At 72.6% G+C, this 14116-nt stretch carries 13 protein-coding genes and 1 tRNA gene; 3 read left to right on the forward strand and 11 right to left on the reverse strand.

What is annotated here, in order from left to right; genetic code table 11:
* Window positions 1-4: 4 nt before the first annotated feature.
* The 4 genes from M1L56_RS06260 to M1L56_RS06275 all read right to left on the reverse strand — a co-directional run bounded on the left by M1L56_RS06260 (window position 5) and on the right by M1L56_RS06275 (window position 4137).
* Window positions 5-877, reverse strand: a complete 873-nt coding sequence (locus M1L56_RS06260) for a M48 family metalloprotease (protein ID WP_067949974.1) — start codon at window positions 875-877, stop codon at window positions 5-7.
* A gap of 3 nt (window positions 878-880) precedes the next feature.
* On the reverse strand, window positions 881-1447 hold the full coding sequence (locus M1L56_RS06265) for a LemA family protein (RefSeq protein WP_248598576.1): 567 nt from the start codon (window positions 1445-1447) through the stop codon (window positions 881-883).
* 117 nt (window positions 1448-1564) lie between these two features.
* Entirely contained in the window at window positions 1565-2878 is a 1314-nt protein-coding gene (locus tag M1L56_RS06270) for a D-arabinono-1,4-lactone oxidase (RefSeq protein ID WP_248598577.1), read from the reverse strand.
* Entirely contained in the window at window positions 2875-4137 is a 1263-nt protein-coding gene (locus M1L56_RS06275) for an alanine racemase (RefSeq protein WP_248598578.1), read from the reverse strand. Before M1L56_RS06275 ends, M1L56_RS06270 begins: the two co-directional genes overlap by 4 nt.
* 57 nt (window positions 4138-4194) lie before the next feature.
* On the opposite strand from M1L56_RS06275, the gene M1L56_RS06280 reads away from it, so the two are divergent.
* Window positions 4195-5121, forward strand: a complete 927-nt coding sequence (locus M1L56_RS06280) for a Ppx/GppA phosphatase family protein (RefSeq protein WP_248598579.1) — start codon at window positions 4195-4197, stop codon at window positions 5119-5121.
* A gap of 55 nt (window positions 5122-5176) precedes the next feature.
* Here the strand turns inward: M1L56_RS06280 and M1L56_RS06285 are convergent.
* The 7 genes from M1L56_RS06285 to hisS form a co-directional block, all read right to left on the reverse strand.
* Window positions 5177-5253: transfer RNA gene (locus M1L56_RS06285), tRNA-Leu, on the reverse strand.
* 46 nt (window positions 5254-5299) lie between these two features.
* Complete coding sequence (locus tag M1L56_RS06290; RefSeq protein WP_248598580.1) at window positions 5300-6721, reverse strand: NAD(P)/FAD-dependent oxidoreductase; 1422 nt, start codon at window positions 6719-6721, stop codon at window positions 5300-5302.
* A gap of 35 nt (window positions 6722-6756) precedes the next feature.
* A complete protein-coding gene (locus M1L56_RS06295; protein WP_067949962.1) occupies window positions 6757-8076 on the reverse strand; it encodes a S8 family serine peptidase in 1320 nt (439 codons plus the stop codon).
* Entirely contained in the window at window positions 8073-8615 is a 543-nt protein-coding gene (locus M1L56_RS06300) for a DUF501 domain-containing protein (RefSeq protein WP_248598581.1), read from the reverse strand. Before M1L56_RS06300 ends, M1L56_RS06295 begins: the two co-directional genes overlap by 4 nt.
* Entirely contained in the window at window positions 8612-9211 is a 600-nt protein-coding gene (locus M1L56_RS06305; protein WP_248598582.1) for a septum formation initiator family protein, read from the reverse strand. The genes M1L56_RS06300 and M1L56_RS06305 overlap by 4 nt, the downstream gene beginning before the upstream one ends.
* 83 nt (window positions 9212-9294) lie before the next feature.
* Entirely contained in the window at window positions 9295-10575 is a 1281-nt protein-coding gene (gene eno / locus M1L56_RS06310) for a phosphopyruvate hydratase (protein WP_067949959.1), read from the reverse strand.
* A 123-nt stretch (window positions 10576-10698) separates the two neighbouring features.
* Window positions 10699-11961 carry a histidine--tRNA ligase gene (gene hisS / locus M1L56_RS06315; protein WP_248598583.1) on the reverse strand — a complete coding sequence of 421 codons (1263 nt, stop codon included), beginning with the start codon at window positions 11959-11961 and terminating at the stop codon, window positions 10699-10701.
* 146 nt (window positions 11962-12107) lie between these two features.
* On the opposite strand from hisS, the gene M1L56_RS06320 reads away from it, so the two are divergent.
* The gene (locus M1L56_RS06320; RefSeq protein ID WP_067949955.1) at window positions 12108-13031 is read left to right on the forward strand and encodes an ABC transporter ATP-binding protein; all 924 of its coding nucleotides are present in this window, start codon (window positions 12108-12110) and stop codon (window positions 13029-13031) included.
* On the forward strand, window positions 13028-14110 hold the full coding sequence (locus tag M1L56_RS06325; RefSeq protein WP_248598584.1) for an ABC transporter permease: 1083 nt from the start codon (window positions 13028-13030) through the stop codon (window positions 14108-14110). Before M1L56_RS06320 ends, M1L56_RS06325 begins: the two co-directional genes overlap by 4 nt.
* Window positions 14111-14116: the final 6 nt, after the last annotated feature.

The raw sequence follows: 14116 nt of genomic DNA on the forward strand, positions 1-14116 counted from the left end.
GCGGCTAGAAGCTCCGCCCCATCTCGTGCAGCCGCCGCACGCGCTCCTGGATCGGCGGGTGCGTCGCGAACAGCCGGTCGACGACGCCCGGCTTCAGCGGATCGGCGATCCACAGGTGGGCCATGGACGTGTTCTGGCGCTGCATGGGCCGCCCGTGCGCCTCGAGCTTGAGCAGGGCGCGCGCGAGCGCGTCGGGATGCCGGGTGGTCATGGCCCCCGTGGCATCCGCCAGGTATTCGCGCTGCCGCGAGACCGCCAGCTGCACGAGGCTCGCCACGAGGGGCGCGATGAGCATCGCGACCAGCCCGAAGACGAGCACGACGGGATTGCCGTTGTTGTTGCGACCGAAGAACGCCATGCGCAGGAACAGGTCGGAGATGAACCCGATCGCCACGACGAGGCCGAACACGACCATCGAGAGCCGGATGTCGTAGTTGCGGACGTGGCCGAGCTCGTGCGCCATGACGCCCTCGAGCTCGGAGTCGTCCATGAGCTCGAGGAGTCCGGTGGTCGCCGCGACGACCGCATGCTGCGGGTCGCGCCCCGTCGCGAACGCGTTCGGCGCGGGGTCGGAGATCACGAAGACGCGCGGCATCGGCGTGCCCGTGGTGATCGACAGGTTCTCGACGGTGCGCCACAGCCGCGGGTGGTCGCGGACGCCGTGGATCTCGACGGCGCCCGACATCGACAGCGCCTGGCGGTCGGCCGTGTAGTACTGGAAGAGCGCGTACGCGGTCGCGATCACGAGCGTGATGACCACGATGGTGAGGTCGCCGTAGATCACCGACGCCAGGTAGCCCAGCCCGCCGACGATGGCGAGGAACAGCAGGATCGTGAAGACGGTGTTGCGCTTGTTCCGGGCGATCGCTCGGTACATCGGCTAGAACTGCACGCGCGGCGGCTCCGCGATGGCCGCCGGCTCGGTGACCTCGAAGAACTCGCGCTCGTGGAAGCCGAGGCTGCGCACGAACAGGGTGTTCGGGAACACCTTGATCTTCGTGTTGAGCTCGCGCACGCCGCCGTTGTAGAACCGGCGCGACGCCTGGATCTTGTCCTCGGTGTCGACGAGTTCGGACTGCAGCTGCAGGAAGTTCTGGCTCGCCTGCAGCTGCGGGTACGCCTCGGCCACGGCGAAGATCGACTTCAGCGCCTGCTGCATGTGGTTCTCGGCGGCACCGGCCTCGGCGGGACTCTGCGCCTGCAGGGTCTCGGCGCGGGCGCGCGTGACGTTCTCGAAGACCGCCTTCTCGTGCGCGGCGTAGCCCTTGACCGCCTCGATGAGGTTCGGGATCAGGTCGGCCCGTCGCTTCAGCTGCACCGTGATGTCGCTCCACGCCTCATCGACGCGCACGTTCAGGGTGACGAGCGAGTTGTAGGTGGCCCACAGGTAGATGCCGATCACCAGCACCAGGACGACGACGATGATGAGCGGGATCAGCCATTCCATGGCGAGGACTCCTGAGCTTCGGCGACGATCGGGTACGGCCATCCTACGCCGCGGGACCGGACCCCGCCCGGACTCCCATGCGACTCCGAGTCAGCGCGCCCGCGGCATCCGCTCGCCTCAGGCGCCGAGGACCCGGTCGAGGTAGGGGTTGGCGAAGCGGCGGTCGGGGTCCAGCTCGTCGCGCACGCGCAGGAAGTCGTCGAACCGCGGGTAGGCGCCGCGCAGCGCGTCGGCGTCGAGCGAGTGCAGCTTGCCCCAGTGCGGCCGCCCGTCGTGGGCGCGCATGATCGCCTCGACGGCGCCGAAGTACTCGCGCGGGTCCTCCCGGAAGTACCGGTGCACCGCGATGTAGCCGGTCTCGCGGCCGTACGCGGTCGAGAGCCACACGTCGTCGGACGCCGCGGCCCGCACCTCGATCGGGAAGCTGATGCGCCAGCCGCGCCGCTCGATCAGCGCGCGCACCTCGCCGAACGCGGCCGGGACCGCCTCGAGCGGCAGCGCGTACTCCATCTCGGCGAACCGGACGCTGCGGTGGGTGGTGAACACCGCCGGCGACCGGTCGGTGAAGTCGCGGTCGCCCGTGAGCCGTTCGACCTGCCGTGCGAAGAACGGCGTGACGGATGGCGCCACCCGGCCGAGCGCGCAGATCCCCCGGTAGACGCCGTTGGCGAGCAGTTCGTCGTCGATCCAGCGCGACACGCGACCGAGCGGCTGCCGCGGTGCGTCGCCGGGAAGCCGGGTGTTCGTCTTGGTGAGCGCGGTCTCGGTGTGCGGGAACCAGTAGAACTCGACGTGGTCGGCGTCGCGCAGCCGGTCGTCCCAGGCGGCGAGCACCTCGGCCAGCGGTTCCGGGCGTTCCACGGCGTGGAGGACGAAGCGCGGCACGAGCTGGAGGGTCACGTCGACGAGCACGCCGAGCGCGCCGAGCCCGAGTCGCACGGCCGGGAGCAGGTCCGGGCGCTCGCGCTCGTCGACCCGGAGGAGTTCACCGGTCCCGGTGACGAGCGTCGCCCCGACCACCTGCGTGGCGAGCCCGCCGAAGCCGAGCCCGGTGCCGTGCGTGCCCGTCGAGATCGCTCCCGAGACGGTCTGCCGATCGATGTCGCCCATGTTCGCCAGCGCGAGCCCGTGGGGTTCCAGCAGCCCGCGCAGGCGGTGCAGCGGCGTCCCAGCGCCGAGCGTGACGCGACCGGTCGCGGCGTCCGCGTCGATCACCCCCGAGAGGTCGGCGAGGTCGAGCTGCACGTCGGGCGCGACCGCGATGCCGGTGAAGCTGTGCCCCGAGCCGACGGGCTTCACCCGCAGTCCGGATGCCGCGGCGGCCCGGACCGCCCGCTGCACCGCGCCCGCGTCCGCGGGCCGCTCGACCCGCAGCGGTCGCACCGCCTCGGTGCGCGCCCAGTTCCGCCAGGTCGCGCCGGTGGCAGTCACAGGAACACCTTCCCCTCGCCGCGGTACGTGGGAAGCTCGCCGATCACGCGGCCGTCGTCGACGAGCGCGTAGGCCTCGACGTGCTCGGCGAGCTCACCGGACTTGGCATGACGCAGCCAGACGCGGTCGCCCGCGCGGAGCGCGCCCGCCCCTCGACCGGTGACCGGGGTCTGCACCTCGCCGGCGCCCTCGCGCGCAAGCAGCCGCAGGCCCTCGGGCCACACCACGCGCGGCAACCGGTCCCGGCCGGGCGGGCCGGACGCGATCCACCCGCCGCCGAGCAGGGTCGCGTGCTCGGGACCGGGCGAGCGGACCACGTCGAGCGCGAACGCGGCGGCCGGCGCGGGCGCGAAGCCGGCGTACCCGTCGAAGAGGTGGCCGGCGAACAGGCCGGACCCGGCCGCGACCTCCGTCACGCTCGGATCGGCCGCCGTCGCCTCGATCGAGCCCGTGCCGCCGCCGTTGACGAACTCGAGTTCGGCGTGCCGGCGCACCGCGGCGACCGCGAGGGCTCGCCGCTCGACCAGTTCGGCCATCGAGCGCGGCTTCATCCATCGGGTCGCCGCGCCCGCGACCGGCCGGCCGGCCGGCCGATCGGCGACGCCGGCCACCTGCGCCTCGTAGGCCATGAGCCCGACGAGGCGGAAGCCGGGCCGGGACGCGACCGTCGCCGCGAGCGCCTCGGCGTCGGCCGCCGAATGGACCGGCGACCGGCGCACGCCGACGTGGCCGAGCACGGGCGCGCGCCACGATGCGTCGAGTTCGAGGCAGACGCGGATCGGTTCGCGGCGCCCCGGACCCGCCACGGCGTCGACGAGGTCGAGCTGGTCGACCGAGTCGACCATGATCGCCACCCGCGCCGCGGCCTCGGGATCACCGGCGAGCCGGGCGATCGCCGCCCGGTCCGCGGTCGGGTAGCCGACCACGACGTCATCGGCCGACCCCCTTCCGACCAGCCACAGCGCCTCCGGGAGGGTGTACGCGAGCACGCCCCGGTACCCGGGCAGCTGCTCGAGCGCCTCGACGACGCCGCGCACGCGCAGCGACTTCGACGCGACCCGGATGGGCGTGCCGCCCGCACGACGCACGAGGTCCCGCGCGTTGCGACGCAGCGCCCCGAGGTGGAGCACCGCCAGCGGTGCCGCGAGTGCCGCCGTCGCGGTGTCGAGCTCCGGCCAGTACCGTTCCGGGTGGGTCCAGGGCGTGCCATCCGCGTCGTCGGGGGCGTCGGCGCGGAGGCCGAGATCGAGGGCGGTCACGGGGCACAGTATGCCTGCGGGGCGCGCGGGACACCAACCACGCACTACGCTCGCAGCATGCGCCTCGGGGTCCTCGACGTCGGTTCCAACACCGTGCACCTGCTCGTGGTCGACGCGCATCCCGGTGCACGACCCATCCCGGCCGCGTCGAACAAGTCGGTGCTTCGGCTCATGCGCTACCTCGACGACGACGGCGCGATCACCGAGGAGGGCGTCGACGCGCTGCTCGCCGCGGTGACCGAGGGCGCGCGGGTGGCCCGCGAGGCCGGCATCGACGAGATGCTCGCGTTCGCCACGTCCGCCATCCGCGAGGCCGCCAACGGTCCCGAGGTGCTGCAGCGCATCGAGGACGCCGCCGGCATCCGCCTCGACGTGCTGAGCGGCCCCGACGAAGCGCGGATCACCTTTCTCGCCGTGCGCCGGTGGTACGGCTGGTCCGCCGGACGCGTGCTCCTGTTCGACATCGGCGGCGGCTCGCTCGAGATCGCGCACGGCGGCGATGAGATCCCGGATGCCGCGCAGTCGGTGCCGCTGGGCGCCGGCCGGTGCACGATCCGCTTCCTGCCGGACGATCCGCCGAGCGAGGCGCAGGTGAAGCGGCTCCGCGAGCACGCTCGGGGGCTCCTCGAGGCGACGGTGGACGAGTTCGGCGGCATCCCGGCATCCGACCACGTCGTCGGCTCGTCGAAGACCATCCGATCGCTCGCCAAGCTCGCCGGCAGCACCGAGGAGGGCGTCGGCTCGGAGGAGCGCAGCATCCTGAAGCTCTCGCACCTCGACGACTGGATCCCGCGCCTCGCACGCATCCCCGCCGACGCGCGACCGGCGCTGCCCGGGATCACCGAGGACCGCACGTTCCAGATCGTCGCCGGCGCGATCGTCCTCTCCGAGACGATGCACGCGTTCAAGGCGAAGACCCTCGAGGTGTCGCCGTGGGCGCTGCGCGAGGGGCTCATCCTGCGGCGCCTCGACCGCTTGGGCTGAGCCGTCGGCCGGCGGTGGCGCCGTTGGAGACGGACGGGCGCACCGGGTCGATTCGTGGTGCTCCCGCTGGGATTCGAACCCAGACTGAGGCGAGTTTAAGTCGCCTGCCTCTGCCGATTGGGCTACGGGAGCGCGGTGCCGGCCGATCCGGCCGGCACCGCGTCACAGCTTAGGGCGACTACTTGGCCGCGACGGCCTTCGCGGGCGTCTTGCGAGCACCCTTCGTGCCGCTGCTCGACTCGACCGCCTTGGCGGGTGCGGCCGGAGCCACCTCGGCCGCCGGCTTCGGGCGCGCGGCGAACTGCTCGAAGGCAGCGCGCGGGTGCTGGACCGCAGCGAGCGACACGATGTCGCGGCCGAGCCAGAAGTTGTTCCACCAACCCCAGAACACGCGGAACTTGCGCTCCCACGTCGGCATCGCGAGGCCGTGGTAGCCGCGGTGGGCGAACCACGCCGGCAGGCCCTTGATCGCGATCTTGCCCGACTGGAACGCACCCGAGCCGACCCCGAGGCCGGCCACGGCGCCGAGGTTCTTGTGGATGTACTGCTTGGGCTCCTCGCCGCGCAGGACCGCGACGATGTTCTTCGCGAGCAGCTTGCCCTGGCGCACCGCGTGCTGCGCGTTGGGCACGCAGTAGCCGCCCACGCCGCCGCCGGTGAGGTCGGGCACGGCCGCGATGTCGCCGGCCGCCCACGCGTCGGGCACGAAGTCGTCCTCGTCGCCCACGCGGAGGTCGGCGCGCGTGAGGATGCGACCGCGCTCCTCGACCGGGAGGTCGCTCGTGCGGACGATCGCCGGGTTGGCCATGACGCCTGCGGTCCAGACGATGAGGTCGGACTCGAAGGTCTCGCCCGTCGAGAGCTCGATGCGCCCGTCGACGGCGCTCGTGAGCTGCGTGTCGAGGTGGACCTCGGCGCCGCGCTGGGCGAGGTGCTTGATGACCCAGTGGCTCGTCGGCAGCGACACCTCGGGCATGATCCGGCCCATCGCCTCGATGAGGTGGAAGTGCGTGTCGTCGAACGAGAGCTGCGGGTAGTACTTCAGCAGCGAGCTCGCGAACGAGCGGAGCTCGGCGAACACCTCGATGCCCGCGAAGCCGCCGCCGACCACGACGAACGTGAGCAGGCGGTCGCGCTCCGGGCCCGCCGGCAGGTTCGCGGCCTTGTCGAAGTTGGTGAGGACGCGGTCGCGGATCGCGACGGCCTCCTCGATGGTCTTGAGCCCGATCGCCTGGTCGGCGACGCCCGGGATCGGGAACGTGCGCGAGACGGCACCACCGGTGACCACGATGACGTCGTAGTCGAACTGCCACGGCTCGCCCACCTCGGGCGTGATCGTCGCGGTCTTCGACGCGTGGTCGATGCCCGTGACCTTCGCGGTCACGACGGTGGTCTTCTTGAGGTGGCGACGGAGCGCGACCACCGAGTGGCGCGGCTCGATCGAGCCGGCGGCGACCTCGGGAAGGAACGGCTGGTACGTCATGTACGGCAGCGGGTCGACGACCGTCACCTCGGCCTCGCCGGGTCGCAGCCACTTCTCGAGCTTCCACGCCGTGTAGAAGCCTGCGTAGCCGCCACCGACGATCAGAATCTTGGGCACGGTGAATGGACTCCTTGGTTTTCTGGTGAGTGCGATCACTGGGCGCGGATGCGCTCAGTCCGCCTGATGTGCCGAGTGGCGCCGATGCCCAACAGCGCTGCTAGCGTACCAAATCCGGCGACCAGCGAGAGCGGCACCGTGATATAGGCGAGCGTCCACGGCGTCGGCAGCAGCGTCTTGGCGCTTTCCGAGCGCGGCGGCGGCGGATCGGCGATCGGGACGATCTGCTCGGCGTCGCGCCCGTCGGCCGTGTCCTGCTCCGGCAGGTCGGCGCGGCGATGCACGCGGATCCAGTCCTGGAGGCTGCCCAGCGGGTTCGCCTCGACGGCCTCGACGTCGGCGGTGAGCGCGGCGACCGGGTCGATGATGCCGTACCCGTAGAGCGGGCTCGGCACTTCCTCGCCCTTCGGGTCGGCGGTGCGGATGACGCGGTTGATGACGTTCGCGGCATCCATGTCGGGGTACTCGGCGCGCACGAGCGCCACGAGGCCCGAGACGAGCGGCGCCGCCGCCGAGGTCCCCGACCACTGGACGTAGCCGCCGTCGGGGAGCACGCCGACGAGGTCCTCGCTGGGTGCCGCGACCGCGATGGTGATGCCCTGCGAGCTCGCGTCGAAGCTCGCGTTCTGCTCGCGGTCCACGCCGGCGACGGTGAGCACGCCGGGGATCGTGGCGGGCGCACCGACCTGCGTCGTGCCCGATCCGCGGTTGCCCGCGGCCGCGACCACGACGACGTCGTTCTCGAAGGCGTGCAGGAACGCGTCGTCCCAGCTCTCAGGCCAGTCGCTGGTGTTGCGGGTCAGCGACATGTTGATCACGTCCGCGCCGTTGTCGACCGCCCATCGCACCGCATCGGCGATCTGCTCGTCGTTGGTCTTCGGCGACCCCGAGTCCTGCCCGAAGGCGACGGATGCCGTGAGCAGGTCGGCGTCGGGCGCGACCCCGATCACGCCGTTGCCCGCGCCGGTGCCGCGGCCGGCGAGCAGGGAGGCCACCAGCGTGCCGTGCTCGCTCTCCTCGCCGACGGGCGTCTGGCCGTTCGGCGACCCGATGCCCGAGGCATCCGTGCCGCCCACCACCACGCCGCGGAGCTCGGCGATCTCGCCGTTGACGCCCGTGTCGATGATGGCGACCTTGACGCCGTCGCCGCGGGACGTGTTCCAGGCCTGGGTGAAGCCGTACTCGTTCAGCCAGTACTGCAGGTCGCGGACCGTGTCGGCGTTCGCGGGGGCGGTGCCCGTGACGGCGAGCGCCGCGGCGAGCGCGATCGTGAGACCCGCGCGCCACCCGGCGCGGCGGCGTCGGCGCCGGACGACGGCCCCCGCACGGCCGTCCCGGGTCCGGGTGGGCGTCATGACGACGACTCCGCGGCATCCGCGTCGTCGACGCCGTAATCGGGGCACCGGCACACGTCGGGCGACCAGGTGGAGCGCTCGAGGGCGAGGTCGCCGATCGGGTTCACGCCGGGACCTGCGGCGAGCGCATGGCCCGCGAGGGCGTGCAGGCACTTCACGCGCGTGGGCATGCCCCCCGCCGAGACGCCCGCGATCTCGGCGACGGTGCCGAACTGCTCGCGGTCGGCGAGGTACTGCTCGTGGGCCGCCCGGTAGGCTGCCGCGACCTCGGGGTCGCGCTCGAGCAGCTCGGTGAACTCCACCATGAGCTGGGCCGCCTCGAGGAACGACATGGCGGCGGTGGCGACCGGGTGGGTCAGGTAGTAGAAGGTGGGGAACGGCGTGCCGTCGGACAGGCGCGGCGCCGTGGAGACGACCGTCGGCGCGCCGCAGACGCAACGCGCCGCGATGCCGACGACGTCGCGCGCGGGGCGGCCGAGCTGCGCCGACACGATGCGGAGGTCTCGGTCGGACACCGGGGGGAACGGCGGGCGGGTCATCGGGTCCCCTCGTCGGCGGGTCGGTCGTTCGCGGGCTCGGTCGCCGGGGCGTCGGATGCCGCGGGCGCGAGTCCCGCGGTCATCACCGAGCGCAGCATCGTCTGCATCCAGTCGCCGCGCTGCTCGGTCACCTCGCGGGAGACCTCACGGTCGGCGGCGGCGAGCGCCTCGGGCGAGCGGTCGTCGATGACGAGGTAGCTGACCTCGCCGGGGAGCACGTAGTAGAGCCGCTCCCGTGCCTGGGTGACGATGTACGTCTCGTCGTTCCAGCGTTCGCGCTGCTCGGTGAGCCGGGCGACCTCGGCCTCCTGGCGGGCGACGTCGGCCTTCAGCTCGGCGATCTGCTGGCGCTGCTCGGCGTAGGCCGCGATGCTCGGCGCGAGCACCACCACGGCGAGCACGAGCACGCCCATCATGATGATCGAGAAGCCCGAGAAGCGGATGCCGGCGAGCCAGTCGGCGCTCACCTGGCGGACGGACTGCCGTGCGGGCCTGCCGCCCGAGCGCGGCGGCGGCGTCCGGGACGGGCTGGCGGCCGGCTCGGCGGGCTTGGCGGGCTTGGCGGAACGAGGCGGGGTCGGACGACGTGCGTTCATCGGCGTCGCCTCCTCTCGTGCCCGCGGGAACGACCGACGGGAGCGGCCGCCTGGCCGCTCCCGTCTGGACGTCTGGTGACGTGCTACGCCGTGAAGCGCGGGAATGCCGTGCGGCCCGCATACACCGCGGCCTCACCGAGCTCTTCTTCGATCCTCAGGAGCTGATTGTACTTGGCCACTCGCTCGGACCGGGCGGGCGCGCCCGTCTTGATCTGCCCGCAGTCCGTCGCGACCGCGAGGTCGGCGATGGTCGTGTCCTCGGTCTCGCCCGATCGGTGCGACAGCACCGCGGTGTAGCCGGCGCGCTGCGCGAGCTTGACGGCGTCGAGCGTCTCGGTGAGCGTGCCGATCTGGTTGACCTTGACGAGGATCGAGTTGCCGACCCGACGGCCGATGCCGTCGGCGAGGCGCTTCGGGTTCGTCACGAAGAGGTCGTCGCCGACGAGCTGCAGCTTCGTGCCCAGCGAGCCGGTGAGTTCGGCCCAGCCGTCCCAGTCGTCCTCGGCGAGCGGGTCCTCGATCGAGATGAGCGGGTACGCGTCGGCGAGCTCGGCGTAGTACGCGTTCATCTCGGCGGCGCTGCGGTCCTTGCCCTCGAAGCGGTACACGCCGTTCTCGAAGAACTCGGTGGCCGCGACGTCCAGGCCGAGGGCGATCTCGCCGCCCAGGGTGAAGCCGGCCTTGCCGATCGCCTCGGCGATCAGGTCGAGCGCGGCGCGGTTGTTCGCGAGGTCGGGCGCGAAGCCGCCCTCGTCGCCGAGGCCCGTGGACAGGCCCTTCGACTTCAGCAGGCTCTTCAGCGCGTGGTACGTCTCGACGCCCCAGCGGAGGCCCTCGGAGTAGGTCTCGGCACCGACCGGCAGGATCATGAACTCCTGGATGTCGACGCCCGTGTCGGCGTGCGCGCCGCCGTTGATGATGTTCATCATCGGCACCGGGAGCACGTGCGCGTTGGGTCCGCCGAGGTAGCGGAACAGCGGCAGGTCGGCCGAGTCGGCCGCGGCCTTCGCGACGGCGAGGCTCACGCCGAGGATGGCGTTCGCGCCGAGGCGGCCCTTGTTCTCGGTGCCGTCGGCGTCGATGAGGGCGGCGTCGATGACGCGCTGGTCGCTGACGTCGAGGTCCTCGATGGCCGGGCCCAGCTCGTCGAGCACGGCGTCGACGGCCTTCTGCACGCCCTTGCCGAGGTAACGGTCCTTGTCGCCGTCGCGCAGCTCGTACGCCTCGAACGCGCCGGTCGACGCGCCCGAGGGCACCGCGGCCCGCGAGACCGTGCCGTCGTCGAGCAGGACCTCGACCTCGACGGTGGGGTTGCCGCGCGAATCCAGGATCTCCCGTGCGCCGACAGCTTCGATGAATGCCACAGTGAACTCCTCTGTGATGGGGGTGTGCTGGACGACTCCGTCGTGGCCCGCAGGACAGTCTAGGACCCTCGATCCGAGGTCGCCTCGCGTATGTCGTCGCGCGCGACGCGGCGCGGGGCGCCGTCAGGCGGCGAGGTCGCGGAACTCCAGCGACGCGGCATCCGTCGTCTCGGCCGTGACGGGCGCCCACGCGTCGAAGCCGTCGGCGGTCACCCGCTCGAGCAGCCCGCGCAGGTTCTTCGTGCGCTTCTCGAAGCGCACGCGCATGCCGGATGCCACGAGCTCGTGCTTCAGCGCGAGGAGCTCGCCGGGCGCCACGTCGCGGTCGTGCACGAGCACGACCGCCCGCGGCCGGCCCTCGTCGCGGACGGCGAGGAGGTCGACGATCCGCTCGAAGCCGATCGAGAACCCGCACGCCGGCACCTCCTGGCCGAGGAAGCGCCCGACCATGTGGTCGTAGCGGCCGCCTCCGCCGAGCGAGTAGCCGAAGTCGGGGTGGGCGATCTCGAAGATCGTGCCCGTGTAGTACCCCATGCCGCGCACGAGCGTCGGGTCGAAGTCGACGGCCGCGCCCGGCACCGCGTCGCGCAGGGCGACCAGGTCGCGGAAGGCGTCGTGGTCGAGCCAGCCCGGGGCGGCGGCCTCATCGGCGGCGATCGACCAGTCGGCCGCCGCGAGCTCGCGCAGCTCGTCGGCGACGCCGGGGCGGTCGACGCCCAGGGTCGCGAGCTCCGCGGCGACGCCGTCGGGGCCGATCTTGTCGAGCTTGTCGATCGTGATGAGGGCGCGCTCGCGCAGGTCGTCGGGCACACCCCACGAGCCCAGGATGCCGGCGAGGATCCGGCGGTCGTTCAGCCGGATGCGGCATCCGTCGAGCCCCAGCGCCTCGAGCGCGGCCACGGTCGCGGTGAGCAGCTCGAGCTCGGCGAGCGGGCCGGCCTCGCCGATGATGTCGATGTCGCACTGCACGAACTGCCGGTAGCGGCCCTTCTGCGGGCGCTCGGCGCGCCAGACCGGCGCGATCTGGATGGCGCGGAACACGGGCGGCAGTGCGGCGCGGTGCGTCGCGTAGAACCGGGCGAGCGGCACCGTCAGGTCGTACCGGAGGCCGAGGTCGGCGAGCGAGAGCGCGTCGCCGGACTCGGCCGCCGCTGCGAGGTCGTCGGGCGTGATGCCGCGCTTCATGACGGCGAACGCGAGTTTCTCGTTGTCGCCGCCGAGACCCGCGTGCAGTCGCGACGAGTCCTCCATCACGGGGGTCTCGATCTCGTCGAACCCGTGGGCCGCGTACACCCCGCGGATCACCGAGAGCGCATGCTCGCGGCGGGCCTTCTCGGCGGGCAGGAAGTCGCGCATGCCGCGCGGGGGCGTCACGGTCTGGGCCATGCGTCCCATTCTTCCAGCAGCGGATGGCGCGCCCGACCGGGGTGCGGACGAAGTTCTCCACATCCGGGCCATCCCCGATCCACGCGCGCGCGACCGCCGCTAGGCTCGCGTCTCGTCGGCGCGTCCGCCGACCCGAAGGAGGTCGGATGGCCGGCATCGAGGTGTCGGGACTCGCGCGCGCGTTCGGCGACGTCCACGCCGTGAGGGAGGCGACCTTCACCGTCGAGCCGGGCCATGTGGCCGGCCTCATCGGCCCGAACGGCGCCGGCAAGACGACCCTCCTGCTCATGCTGGCGACCCTGCTGCGGCCCGACGCGGGCACCGTCCGCGTCGCCGGTTTCGACGCGGTCGCCGAGCCGCGCGAGGTGCGCGCCCGCATGGGCTGGATGCCCGACCTGCTCGGGTCGTGGTCGACGCTGACGGTGCGCGAGGCGCTCGTCGCGAGTGCGCGGCTGTACGGCCGACCGACGGGGGCGGCGGCGGCCCGCGCCGCCGAGCTGATCGACCTCGTCGACCTCGGCGAGCTCGCCGACCGGCCGACGCGGGTCCTCTCGCGCGGCCAGAAGCAGCGGCTGAGCCTCGCCCGCGCGCTCGTGCACGACCCGGAGGTGCTGCTGCTCGACGAGCCCGCCTCGGGTCTCGACCCCGTGGCGCGCGCGTCGCTGCGCACCCTCGTCCGCAGGCTCGCCGGCGAGGGACGCACCATCCTCGTCTCCAGCCACGTCCTGGCCGAACTCGAGGAGATGGCCGATCAGGCGGTGTACCTGTCCGGTGGGGTGACCGCGGCCGCCGACGACATCGCGCGCGCCGGGCGCACGGCCCGCGACTGGCGGGTGCGCTCGCTCGACCCGGCACGCCTGCGCGCGGCGCTCGACGCCGCCGGCTGGGGAACCGCGAGCCGCATCGACAACCTCGGTGCGATCGTGCCCCTCGCCTCCGAGGAGGACGCCGCGCAGCTGCTCGCGCACCTCGTCGCGTCCGGGGTGCCGGTCTCGTCGTTCGCCCCCGCCGTGGGCGACCTCGAGCACGTGTTCCTCGATCTCAGCCGCAACGGGGAGGACCGCGCATGACCGGGTTCCTGCAGGGCCTCTGGCTCGTGGTCACGATCGACCTGCGGCAGCGGACGCGCACCGTCGCCTGGTATGTGCTCCTCGGCGTCTTCGTGCTCCTCGTGCTCGCCGTCACGGTGCTGCTCGTCTTCGCGACCGACGCCCTCTTCGCGGGCGGCGGCGGGGTGTTCTCGACGATCGTGTTCTTCGTGCTGCTCCTCGGCACGCTGGTCTCCCCCGCGCTGAGCGCCAACGCGATCAACGGGGAACGCGACTCGGGAACGCTCGCGACCACGCAGGTGACGCTCGTCTCCACGACGCAGATCGTGCTCGGCAAGTGGCTCGCCGCCTGGATCACCGCGCTGGCGTTCCTCGCGGCGGCGGTGCCGTTCCTCGCGTTCGCCGTGGCCCTCGGCGAGGTTCCGGCGGCGACCATCGTCGTCGCGACGCTCGTCACGGCCGTCGAACTCGGCGTGGTGGCCGCGATCGGCGTCGGCCTGTCCGGCGTGCTCACCCGACCGCTGTTCTCGGTGGCGGTGACCTACCTCGTCGTGGCGGCGCTCTCGATCGGCACGCTCATCGCGTTCGGGCTGGGCGGCGCGGCGGTCCAGTCCGAGGTGCGCGCCACCAACCGGTCCGTCGACTGGGCGGCGGTCGAGCGCGACGGGGTGCCCCCGGGCGAGGAGGCGCCCTGCCTCCCGTCCGAGACGTACACCTACCCCACGCCGCGATTCGACTACGTCTGGGGCTTCCTCGCCGCGAACCCGTACGTCGTGGTCGCCGACGCGGCCCCCGGCAGCTTCGACGAGCAGGGCGACCCGAAGGACGTGTTCGGCTGGATCGCGACGGGTGTGCGCCAGGCGCAGCACGCACCCGAACTCGAGATCGAATACGACGAGTGCGCGGCCTGGACCCCGTCCGGTTCGATCGCGCCCGACGACGACTGGGAGCGGCCGCAGCAGGTCTACGACCGCTCGGTGCCGTCCTGGTTCGTCGGCCTCGGCATCCACCTGCTCCTCGCTGCGGGCGCGCTCGCCTGGGCCGTGCAGCGCACCCGCACCCCCGCCCAGCGCCTCGCGCGCGGCAGCCGGATCGCCTGACCGGGA

Source organism: Agromyces sp. C10 (assembly GCF_023217995.1).
GTDB lineage: Bacteria > Actinomycetota > Actinomycetes > Actinomycetales > Microbacteriaceae > Agromyces > Agromyces indicus.